Here is a 12,140-nt window from a genome sequence, read left to right on the forward strand (position 1 = left end):
TCAAGGTGTGATTGTAAAATATTCTGGAACTCTAACTCAACCCTTTAAAACATCAGGTGGAGGATCAGTAGTTGATCCAAACCCAGATCCAAAACCACCAGCTACGTCAAAAACAGTAATTCTAGCAAGTGGAGAAAAGTATACAGATGTACTAACAGCGACAGTTTTAGGAAATGAAAAAGATGCTCCAATTCTGTTATCCCAAAAAGATTCTCTAGATGAAAAAACTCTAACAGAAATTAAGAGATTGAATACAGAAGATATAATAATCTCTGGTGGAGTGGATTCAGTTTCTGAAAAAGTAGTAAATCAGTTAAAAGACTATAAAGTCAGAAGAATAGCTGGTGAAAACAGATACGAAACAGCAGTGAAAATAGGAAATGAAGTTAGAAGTATAACTGGTAAAACAGATGAATCTATGCTAGTGGATGGAACAAATTTCCCAGATGTAATAACTATGTCAAGCTTAGCATCACAAAAAAAGGTTCCAATATTAATAACTACTCCAAATAAGTTAGAGAAAACTACAGAAAGCACAATTAAAAAATGGGGACTAAATAATATAATTATCGGTGGTAGTTATGACTCTGTATCAAAAGACATCGAAAATAATTTAAATGTAAATAAATTTAGTAGACTTGGTGGCACAGATCGATACGAGACTGCCGCAATAATTGGAGATGAAGTTAGAAACTTAACAGTAAATAAAGCTGAGACAATACTAGTCGATGGAACAAATTTCCCTGATGGCTTAACAATAAATAGTATCGCAGCAAAACATAATTCACCTATACTACTGACAACACCAAAAACTTTAACTAAGACAACTGAAGATAAAATTAAAACTTGGAATATCAAAGATGTATTAATAGGTGGAGGATATCAATCAGTATCATCAGACATCGAAAGTTTCTTATCAAAATCTGGTTTAAACAATTTAAATAGAATCGCTGGTGTAGACAGATATGAAACTGCAGTTAAAATCTCTCAGATGCTTGATAAGTAAGAATACATATTGATTACAAATAACTAAAAGTAGATTCATAAAGTTAATACTGAATTTTATGTATGCCAATAAAATAATAATTAAATTAAACATACGAAAAGGCCATAGTATTTATATGGCCTTTTCGTATGTTTTACATGGGTTTATCATTTATTTTGATAACTTATCTATGAACAATCCATCACTCTTCAATAAATCTCATAAGTTCCATATTAAAGTCATCTTTTTGATCGTAAAACGAACCATGACCACTGAATATAAACGGTACTAACCTTGAATTTTTAATGCACTGATTTTGTACTTCACCCAATTGAAAAGGAACAACTTTATCGTGAATTCCATGTATAATTAACGTTGGTACTCTTATTTCTCCTAAATCATTAAATAGAACTTCTTCTATCCACATCTTTGCAATTTCCGCAGTAGCCCATCCTGCTGCCTGTAAACCAAGTTGAAGAAACCACTCTGAAAAAGGTTGAGTTGTATGTTGAAAGAAGAAAATATCTCCAAAATCCCTCAGCATTTTAGGTCTATCTAAATATGTTCCTTGGATAATATTTATTATATCTTCTTTATTTGAACCATATGGGAAATTAGGACGCTTTATAAGACTAGGTGCTGCTGCTGCAAAAAGAGCGAGTTTCGCTACCCCATGCCCTTTATGTCTAGCCATATATCGAATAGCTATAGCCCCACCCGTAGAATGTCCAGCAAGTATAAAATTCTTTATACCTAATTCATCAACTACACATCTAACATCATCTGATAATCGATTATAATTGTAACCGTCATAAGGCTTATCTGAATATCCAAATCCTCTAGTGTCAATCCCTATACACCTATATCCCATTTTTGATAACTGATCGAATTGATACTCAAATAGTTTATGGCTACCCGGCCATCCATGTAAAAACAAGATAACTTTTCTTCCGCTAGGATTAAGATCCTCTACATAAATTTTTACATTAGGTTGTACTCTAACATAATATCCCAAAGTAATACCTCCATTAATAAAATTTTCTCATTAACAGACTATTCTAATGGTCGTGAATTTGTGCAAACTTTATTGTCATCTAATCTTAATATTTAATTATTATAAAATAAAAGCAGTAAAGATTTGAATTCCATACCACTTTAATTTATATAAATATTATTATACTTTTGATTCTACTCAACTTCTAATGGTACTAAATTAAATGTTGTACAGTCAACTAATCCTCTATTTGTAAGACGTATCTCAGGTATACAAGCTAAAGGTATCCCTGCCATAGTCATGTAAGGTGAAGCTATATCACATCCTATTGACTCCCAAGCTCTACTTATATTTTCTACAAGTTTTGACATCGCTTCAACTGATTTATCATTCATAAGCCCTGCAATTGGAAGGGGTAACAATCCTATAAGTTTTCCACCCTTAGCTACAGCCATTCCTCCTCCACACTCATTAAGTGCATTTGCTACGACTGACATATCTTCATCATTAGCCCCAATAACAAGTAAATTATGTGCATCATGTGCAACTGTAGATGCCATAGCCCCTTCTTTTATATGGAACCCTTTGATAAATCCAAATGCCTTAGTTCCAGTGTAATGGTGGCGCTCAAATACAACTGCTTTTAATACATCATTACTCGGATCTGCTTGAATTAAACCATTTTTTACAGGAATTTTAATATGTCTTTCATAAGTATTTACTTTTAATGGAGCTATCTCTATAACGCGAACTTCTGCGCTATCTTTCTTTTTAGTCTCTATTTTAAATGAATCTGGTGTTATTGTTTCCTTTATGTGCATTGTGTTAAGAGCTTCCTTAGGAAATTCATATTTTTCTATCTCAATGCACATCTTACCGTCTTTTGCTACTAAATTACCATCTATTATGACTTCCTCAACGTTTAAATCATCAAGATTGTCTATAATTAATATATCTGCACATTTTCCCGGCGTTACTGATCCTAAATCTTGATCCATATGAAAAGCCTGAGCGCAATTTAGTGATACCATTTGAATTGCAGTGATTGGATCTATCCCTTCCTCAACGGCTCTTCTAACTATATGATCCATGTGACCTTTTTCTACTAAAGTGTGTGGATGTGTATCATCAGATACAAGCATAGCAAAACGGGTATCAATATCTTCCTCTGTAATACTTTTAGCTACCTCGACCAAGTCATGCCAAGCACTACCTTCTCTAAACTGAGCGTACATTCCAAGTCTCATTTTAGCTAATGCTTCTTCCTTGCTTGTAGACTCATGACAAGCACGTACGCCACTTGCAATATAAGCGCTTAATGCTCTTCCTGTATCTGGGATAGACCAGTGACCTGTAACTGTTTTATTTGCTTTAAGTGTTTCTCCTACAATATGATGAGCGTGGTCACTACTGTTGATTATTCCAGGGAAATTCATCATCTCTCCTAAACCAACCATGCTATCCCATTTCATACTTTCTGCTACTTCTTTTGGCCCTATAAATGCTCCAGAATCTTCAAACCCCGGTACTGCCGGAACACAAGAAGGCATTGTAACCATGTTTTTAAGTGGTGTGCGCTTCCCATCCTCTATCATATAATTAACGCCGTCCATTCCAAGTACATTACATATTTCATGTGGGTCCATGTAGATTCCTACAGTACCATGTGGAACTACAGCTTTTGCGTATTCACTTACACTCATCATTGATGACTCAACATGTATATGCCCATCTAAAAACCCTGGCGATATGTATCTTCCATTTGCTTCTATTACCTTTGTATCTTCTCCAATACAGTGGTCTGCATCACCTACTAAGGCAATTCTACTATTTTTTATAGCAACATCTATGTTATCTATTACTTCTTTTGTACAAACATTAATTAGTTTCCCATCTTTGATTACAATATCTGCACTTTGCGTTCCCATAGCAACTGCAGATAAGCTTTGAGATACTTCCCAAAGAGGTTGATTTTTAAACATATTAAACATTATTTTCTCCTCTTATTTTATAAATTTATACTATCCATCTTAATTATAATATATCTTACAAAATATTACATTATCAAATTATTCTTATAATTATCTGTATAATTTTTATTGATTACTTATAAAGAGGTTTATTGTAATATTAATTTATACATAATAAAAGTGGTAAAGGATTTATATAATCCTTTACCACTTTTCTATATAATTTTTTATTTTTTCTCATTAAAAAGATGCTCTGCAATTGAAAGGGCTTTTGCTCCGTACGCTGTTGAAGGTCCACCACCCATTAAGATAGCAACTTCTACTGTTTCTGCAAGCTCTTCCATTGTTACTCCAGCATTTATAGCATTTCTAACATGTGATAGAATACACGCATCACATCTAACTGATATTGCAATTCCTACAGCAACAAGCTCTTTAGTTTTTAAGCTTAATTTATTATCTTTTAATACTTCTCCAGCGATGCCTTTAAATTTTCTCATAACTGCTGGGCTTTGCTCACCTAATAGTTCACCGTTTTTTGCTACTATCTCGTATTCTTTCTCATAATTTATCATCTGAAAAGACCCCCCTTGTATTTTCTTAATTATATCACTATTAATGTAATAATATCTTGATTAATGGAAATTAATGTATGTGTTTTTTGAATATAAATGTACTTTTATATCGAAGAAATCTATACATATATATCTAATCCTAATTTACATAATGAAAGTCATAATTTATTTACAGATATAGGTCCTTACTCGCTACAAGTAGTATTTCAGATTTCATTTCATTTAAAGGTTTATAAAAATAACCACTTATACTATTCTAATTTTCTAATTAAAATAATCTAATACATTTTCATACTTTATCTTTATAGGATATCTACTGAATATAAAAAAGCCGGCTGATCATTAAAATCATCCGGCTTTACATAATAAGTTAATCTATACAATTAAATTATGTTATATCGTTTCAATAAATCCTCAATAACAGTTCCTGAAATCTTCTTCAACGTTCTCTTTTCAATCAAATTCAAAATAAATGGAAGCTTCATATCGATAAGCTTTTTACCATCCATCATCTTTGAAGTCGAATCCAATAGCACACGAATATCATAACACGAACCAAATACCTCTGGTACACCACGGTCTACATCCAGTAATGTATAAACCGCCTCCATAGCTGTTCTTACTGAATATTCTGTAGTAAATACAGTATCCCTTACTGTATCAGAAAACTGACCAATAAAAGCAAAGTTTACACATCCATCTGGAACAACTTTAGGTCTATCACCTACTGTTCTAGGCATAAAGAACGATGTGATATACGGCATCATACATGGTATACAGTGAGCAGAATTAGTAGCCATATCATGAATCTCAGCTTCTGGAACACCCATATGGTACAGCCATTCTTCAGTTATTTCTACACCAGTACATTCTCTCATTGGTTTTTTAATGTAGTCTCCCGGAACATCAGTAAATAATCCATATACCCAAACAACGAGCTGATCTCTTGGCTGTTCTTTAAAATGAGGTTGACGGTTTAAAGTATAACTCATAAGCCACTTAGAATCTTTAACTGTAACTATACCTCCAGTAACAACCTTTCCACTGAACGGGTCACGTTTACATATTTTCTCGATATACGGTGGTATTCTATCGTCAAGAGTAGTTACTGTAGCAGACTCCCAGTTAGTTTCTTTTGTATTTGTGCAGAATTTATTTGGGCGGCCAAAAGACGGATCTTGTTTGGCTATATTTCTCCAAAGCTCCCAACAACCACCAACAGAATCATTAAATTCTGGAGCAGTATTATCGTCACCAAGAGATGAATTCTCCGTACAACTTCCATTTGTAACAAACACTAAGTCATCTTCAATTAAATCAATACACTCTTCCTTGCCTTCATGTTGACAAACAATTTTTGTAGCTACTTTTTTATCATTTTTAATGTCAAAAACAACATTAGTTACTCTCATATCATATAAGAACTGAACGCCATGCGCTTCAAGATATTTCATCATTGGTAAAATTAAAGACTCATACTGATTATACTTTGTAAACTTCAAAGCAGAAAAATCAGGTAAACCACCAATGTGATGTATAAATCTTTGAATGTAGTTCTTCATTTCTAAAGCACTATGCCAATCCTCAAATGCAAACATCGTTCTCCAATAAAGCCAAAAGTTAGAAGAATAGAATTCATTTGTAAATACATCGGATATCTTTTTATCATATAGATCTTCATCTCTAGTCATAAACAATTTCACGATTTCCATTGATGCTTTTTCACTCAATGCAAATTTTCCATCAGTGTGTGCATCCTGACCTCTGTTTACAGTTGCTCTCATTAGAGAATAGTTTGGATCTTTCTTATTTAGCCAATAAAACTCATCTAAAACAGAGGCATCTTCTATCTCAAGAGAAGGTATTGAACGGAACAAATCCCACAAGCATTCAAAATGATTCTCCATTTCACGACCACCACGAACAATAAATCCTTTTTGGCTATCGTTAATACCATCGCATGCGCCACCAGCTATACTAAGTTCTTCTAGGATATGAATACGATCACCTTTCATCTGACCATCACGAACTAAGAAACACGCTGCTGCTAGAGATGCTAAACCAGATCCTACTAGGTATGCTGATTTTTTATCTACATCAACTGGTTTTTCAGGGCGTGCAAACGCCTCATAATTTCCATTGCTATAATACATATAAATACCTCCTAAACTTTCTTTATTTTATACTATATAATAAAGATTATTCAGCATTCTCACAATAGACAATATCAGCCTTGTGTCGTAACTTCCAACACAAGGCAGATATTGTAATAAATTTATACAAAGTGTTCTGTTTGTCTAATTATGATGATCCGTTCTAAATTTTTCAAGCGCCTTAGTTATATCCCCATGAATTAGAATACTTAAACGTTCAATAATGTCAGATGGATTTTCCTTCATTCCTCCGCCGATCCATTCTAACATAAGTCCCACAAAAGCATATTTATAAAAGTTGGCTATAAATTCCTTATCATCATCCCTTACGGGTACCCCAGTAGCTTTCTCTTCAATAACCGCAATTAAAAGATTATACGTTTCGTTGTAAAGATAGCGTTCTAAATGCTCTCGACTTATAGAATGGTAAGTGTTTTTTACAAAAGTTTTATTTTCAATCACATAATTAAAAATCTGCAAAATCCCCTGCTGCCATGTATCATAAGTCTTTTTTCCGTCAAGTGCTTTTGTTGCATCGCTTGTGTAAATTCTTTCAACAAGGTCGTATATATCCTTATAATGATAGTAGAATGTCTGCCTGTTTACCTCACAGTCCTCTACAATATCGACAACAGTAATCTTATCAAGCGGCTTTTCTGCAAGTAACTTTTTGAGCGATGCAGCAAGCGCCCTTTTAGTTGTTTGAGCCATAAAATTTCCCTCCAATCGAAAGTACTGTATTTTTTCATGATACAAAGTAATAAAGTATAAATTCACTCTTATTTTTAATTAATATAAATTAACATGATTATTCTACATGTTCATTATCGATGATACCATCAATTATTAGAACAATTAGTGTGATTTCTCTAATATATTTATTATCTAAATCATAGAGATTATCCTTTATTTTTATATCACAGGTCATTTTATTTATTCCTATTATAACAGATTAATATTATTTCCTATTTATTATTCTATATTAAAAAAATATGAAATAATAATACAATTACTTAAAATTTCAAAGGGGGTAGCCTCAAACCATTTTTAAAATAGTTTGAGGCCACCCCTAATAATAGTTAATTCTCTACCAAAGCTTTATGTGTTTGAGAAAATACCTCAGATATTTTTATTGCTGTATCATATCTGTCTTGCCCAGTAAATTGTCTGGTTCTGTTAGCATTATTGGTGCTTTATATAGTGATGCTAAACTGTTTTGTTTGTGGTTGAGTTATAAGATTGAAGTCCTCTTTTGTGTCGCTAAGCAAATTAAGCTATATTCTTATACATTTTAAATTGATCATAGTGAGCTTTGAAATAATAAATTTATTTAAATTCTCCTGAAACAAACTTTCCTTTAAATAAAACAACTCTATCCTCACAAACTCTTCCTATTAAATGCGCAGAAGATTCTGCATTTACGAATAAAATATTTGCTTTATCGCCAACTTTTGGCCATACCTGTTTGCCTTTAGTATCAAGTGGAGTTATACCATTTGTCACAAGCCCTAAAACATTTGATAATGAGACTTCATCAGTTAAAGAAAATACCTCTGCTGCACGACTGGCACGTTGTATTAAGTCACCTGTACCAAATGGGCTCCAGTGATCATTGATATTGTCATTTACAACATTAACTTTTATCCCTTGCTTTCTTAATACAGGAAAAGATAATGCTTTTGTATCAATTGGAATAGTCGTATTGATAACTATATCCGCTTCTTTCAAACGCTTAATAATATTTTCTAATTCATCACCAAATATATCTGCTAATGCCAGTGCATGGCTTATCTGTACCTTGCCCTGCATATCTGATTCTAAAGTATAATCAATAATACGATTTATTTCGTAAATCCCTAAACTTCCTTTATCGTGTAAATGTATATCAACTTCCTTTTGATATTTCATCGCTAAATCAAATGTAATCTTTAAAGATTTTTCAATATCGCCATCAATTGTAGCTGGATCTAAAGCTCCCAAAACTGTAACAGCATTATCTTCTAAAGCCTTACTTAGTAAACCTAGCTCCTCCGTAACTAATGTCCCATGTTGAGGAAAAATCACAATTTCATAATCTAATTTATGTATATTTTTTTCAAGAACCTTTTTAATTACATCTAAATTATCTAATCCAATAACAGGATCAACATTGACTTGCACCTTTAAGTAAGTCGCACCTTTACTCGTAATTAAATCAATTAGAGCCTGTGCCTTTTGTGGTGTATCAACTAAAAATTCCTTCAAAAAACCTTGTTCTTCTACAATTCTTTCTGCGACACTATTCATAGGTACAACAGCATTCCATTTACCACCATAATGCCCTTTATCTAAATGAATATGATTATCTGATAAAGATGGTACCGCTAAATAACCTTTAGCATCTATAACATCATCTGCATCATTAGGTAAAACATCTGTGATTTCTTTTATAACTCCTTCTTGAACAAACAAACACACTTGCCCTGTCTTTGTTATAATGTTGCTTTGAGATACTTCCTCTCTACTCGTTTCTAATAATACATTTTTAATCCAACTCATCACTCATCATCCTCCAGACCCTAATTTTTATTAATCTATTCTATTAAATATACCGGAAATAAACAAATAGAGCAATTGATTGATACTATTTATCTGTTATGTAATCCGATTCTAAACCTAAGTAAATTGTGGCACAAAAATTTCATTTAGTTGATTATACAAATAATTAAAAGTATAATATTCTTAATAAGGTTATGAAAATACTGGGTATTATAATTATGAAACTCTGCTTAATTTATAAGGTATTTTCAAAGTGAAAAACATTTTAGAGAGGGTAGATATTATGATAAAGATAATAGCAAAATTCTTTATAAAAGAAGATGAATTTGAAAAGGCTTTGCAATTATGTGAAAAACTAGTTGCTAAAACAAGAAAAGAAGCTGGTTGCGTAAGTTATGAAGTTTATCAAGATAATAATGATAAAAACCAGATTGTAATTTTAGAAGAATGGAAGAGTCAAGAGTATCTAGATAAACATTCACAAGCAGATCATTTTAAATTTTACGTTCCGCAAATAGTAGCATTAAGTACAGAAAAAATCACGAATTTTTACTCTAAAGTTTTATAATAAAATATTGCTTGCGAAAAAATTATGTCAGCAATTATTAATCGAATCCCAAAAGTGAACCCTAAAAATCTAATTTTTAGGGTTCACTTTAATAGTACTTACCATTCATTTGATCTATTTTGATTTCTATAATAGCTGTCCCTTTAAGCATATTTTCAGGTATTTCTGAGTTTGTTACATTAGGTGTGTATTTAGTAATTATTTTATTTAAAACTTCACTCTTTATTTTTAAATCCTTTATTATTTCAGCAGTTCCTGATATAACAACACTTTGATACATTGTGTTAGTATCACAAATTTTTCCGTTTTTATCTAAAGTTATACCATACATTTCATAAACATTAAAACATACATTATGGTTAAAATTAATATTATCTATTTTCTGCCCTTTTGGAAGTCCATGAAAATATATCTTATCATTTAAATATACAAAATGTACAGGTATAACATAAGGTGTAGAATCTAGGTTTATTGTTGCTATTGTACCGGTTTGTATACGATTTAACATGGTTTCAATTTGTTGCATATTTAGTTGGTGTTCTCTCATTCTATGTTGCATGTTGTAATCTCCTTTATGTTTTATTTTTATTTTAAAGAATATATAGTAAAAGTGAAATATAATAACAAATATTAGAATACTCCTGTTTAAATATTAGTAAATACATAAATAGAAAATATAATTAAAGTTGTTGTATATGACATAACTTTTAATTTAGCGATTGATTTTAATTTTTGTTTTTTAATTTCACTTAGATAACATCCTTTTTGTATTTATTGCACTAAATCATGTAATTAATTGATAATCAAAATGGTTGTCTTTTTATAAATATTAGTATATACTTGCATTGGTTCTATAACAAGATCCACTAAATAAAAAAATATAGGAGCCACTTTAAGGAGATTCGAAATGATTTTTATAGATAAAAAAAGTAAAACTCCATACTATTTACAAATATATTCTCAGCTTCAGGCAGATATATTAAATAAAAAATTTAAATCTGGAGATGTCTTAAAAGGAAGTCGTATTTTATCAAAAGAAATAGGTGTTGGTAGAAATACTGTAGATAATGCATATTCTCAGCTTGCAGCAGAGGGTTATATTGAGTCTAAAAAAGGTGTTGGCTTTATTGTCCAGGATATTAATGAAGTTAATTTCAGTATTTCAAATGCTGAAATTAAACAAAGCTTAAAATATGAATCAAAAAATTTAAAAGATAATAATATATTATATAATTTATCCTATGGTGACTTTACAGATGATTTATTTCCAGCTATCCAATGGAAGAAATATATGTCAGATGCACTATCAGAAAAAAATATGTATAAGATAAATAAATGTATTGATGGTAAAGGTGACATCCTTTTAAGAAAACAACTTGTAAGTTACTTGAATAATTCGAGAGGAGTTTGCTGCAATGAAGACCAAATTATAATTACTTCAGGTTTGCAACATTCTTTAGAGATTATCTGTAAACTTATATTTTCTGATGGAGGGACTATAGGATTTGAGGAACCAGGTTATGATGGTGCAAAAGTTGTATTTAAAAACAATAATTTAAAAATAGAGGCATTAGAAGTTGATGACAAAGGTCTAAAAGTATCTGAATTAGAGAATCATAAGAATTCGAACATTAATGCTATATATATTACACCTTCACATCAATTCCCAACCGGAGCTACAATGCCAATTAATAGACGTTATGAACTACTTAATTGGTCTTATATAAATAATACATACATTATTGAAGATGATTACGATAGTGAATTTGGATATAATGCAAACCCGATACCATCATTACAATCTATTGATAAAAACAATAAAGTAATATATTTAGGAACATTCTCAAAGACGCTATCTCCATCAATACGTATTGGTTATTTTGTTTTACCAAGACATTTATTGAATATTTATAACCAGACTTTTGATAAATATAATAATAGCGTTTCATGGATAGACCAATATATTCTAAGTAGATTTATTGAAACCGGCTTTTATGAGCGACATGTTCGCAAGTTACGTTTAAAATTTAAAAAGAGATTCGATCTATTTATTAGTGAAATTACAAAAATGAATAAGGAAATAAAAATACATCAAAATGGAACGGGGCTGTATTTTATATTAGAATTTCCTAAAAAGTATAATCAAGATTGGCTAATAAAAAAAGCGTTAGATGAACAGATAAAAGTCTATCCTACTATACAATATTGGCAAAATAAAGAACATTGTCCCAAAAACACCTTATTTATAGCTTTTAGTCAAATTGATATTTTAGATATCCCAGATTGTATTTCTAGATTAAATAAGGCTTGGTTTAGTAATTTAAAAACATAAAAAGGGCTCAGACAATTATTTGCCT

The 12,140-nt window shown here is 31.2% G+C and carries 10 protein-coding genes; 3 read left to right on the plus strand and 7 right to left on the minus strand.

The genetic code is table 11. The annotated features are described in order from the left end of the window. The first annotated feature begins 7 nt into the window (after positions 1 to 7). A complete protein-coding gene (locus tag T473_RS0101580; RefSeq protein WP_161627523.1) occupies positions 8 to 1,006 on the plus strand; it encodes a cell wall-binding repeat-containing protein in 999 nt (332 codons plus the stop codon). 181 nt (positions 1,007 to 1,187) lie between these two features. Here the strand turns inward: T473_RS0101580 and T473_RS0101585 are convergent, their stop codons facing one another. The 6 genes from T473_RS0101585 to T473_RS0101615 all read right to left on the minus strand — a co-directional run bounded on the left by T473_RS0101585 (position 1,188) and on the right by T473_RS0101615 (position 9,215). Continuing rightward, positions 1,188 to 2,000, minus strand: coding sequence for an alpha/beta fold hydrolase (locus tag T473_RS0101585; protein ID WP_024620330.1), 813 nt, complete (start codon positions 1,998 to 2,000; stop codon positions 1,188 to 1,190). Positions 2,001 to 2,173: 173 nt separating this feature from the next. Beyond that, positions 2,174 to 3,970, minus strand: a complete 1,797-nt coding sequence (gene ade, locus T473_RS0101590) for an adenine deaminase (protein ID WP_024620331.1) — start codon at positions 3,968 to 3,970, stop codon at positions 2,174 to 2,176. 206 nt (positions 3,971 to 4,176) lie between these two features. Beyond that, entirely contained in the window at positions 4,177 to 4,524 is a 348-nt protein-coding gene (locus tag T473_RS0101595) for a carboxymuconolactone decarboxylase family protein (RefSeq protein WP_024620332.1), read from the minus strand. Between the two features lie 383 nt (positions 4,525 to 4,907). Next, positions 4,908 to 6,677: an oleate hydratase gene (locus T473_RS0101600; protein WP_024620333.1), complete on the minus strand. Its 1,770-nt coding sequence runs from the start codon at positions 6,675 to 6,677 to the stop codon at positions 4,908 to 4,910. A 144-nt stretch (positions 6,678 to 6,821) separates the two neighbouring features. Further along, a complete protein-coding gene (locus T473_RS0101605; RefSeq protein ID WP_024620334.1) occupies positions 6,822 to 7,388 on the minus strand; it encodes a TetR-like C-terminal domain-containing protein in 567 nt (188 codons plus the stop codon). Between the two features lie 615 nt (positions 7,389 to 8,003). Continuing rightward, positions 8,004 to 9,215: an amidohydrolase family protein gene (locus T473_RS0101615; RefSeq protein WP_024620335.1), complete on the minus strand. Its 1,212-nt coding sequence runs from the start codon at positions 9,213 to 9,215 to the stop codon at positions 8,004 to 8,006. A 283-nt stretch (positions 9,216 to 9,498) separates the two neighbouring features. On the opposite strand from T473_RS0101615, the gene T473_RS0101620 reads away from it, so the two are divergent. Then, entirely contained in the window at positions 9,499 to 9,783 is a 285-nt protein-coding gene (locus tag T473_RS0101620) for a putative quinol monooxygenase (protein ID WP_024620336.1), read from the plus strand. Positions 9,784 to 9,871: 88 nt separating this feature from the next. Here T473_RS0101620 and T473_RS0101625 read toward each other — a convergent pair whose 3' ends face one another. After that, a complete protein-coding gene (locus T473_RS0101625) occupies positions 9,872 to 10,342 on the minus strand; it encodes a pyridoxamine 5'-phosphate oxidase family protein (RefSeq protein ID WP_024620337.1) in 471 nt (156 codons plus the stop codon). A 348-nt stretch (positions 10,343 to 10,690) separates the two neighbouring features. Between T473_RS0101625 and pdxR the strand changes: the two genes are divergently transcribed. Further along, positions 10,691 to 12,115: a MocR-like pyridoxine biosynthesis transcription factor PdxR gene (pdxR, locus tag T473_RS0101630; RefSeq protein ID WP_024620338.1), complete on the plus strand. Its 1,425-nt coding sequence runs from the start codon at positions 10,691 to 10,693 to the stop codon at positions 12,113 to 12,115. The last annotated feature ends 25 nt before the right edge of the window (positions 12,116 to 12,140 follow it).

The organism is Clostridioides mangenotii TR, assembly GCF_000498755.1.
In the GTDB taxonomy this organism is placed as follows: Bacteria; Bacillota; Clostridia; order Peptostreptococcales; family Peptostreptococcaceae; genus Metaclostridioides; species Metaclostridioides mangenotii_A.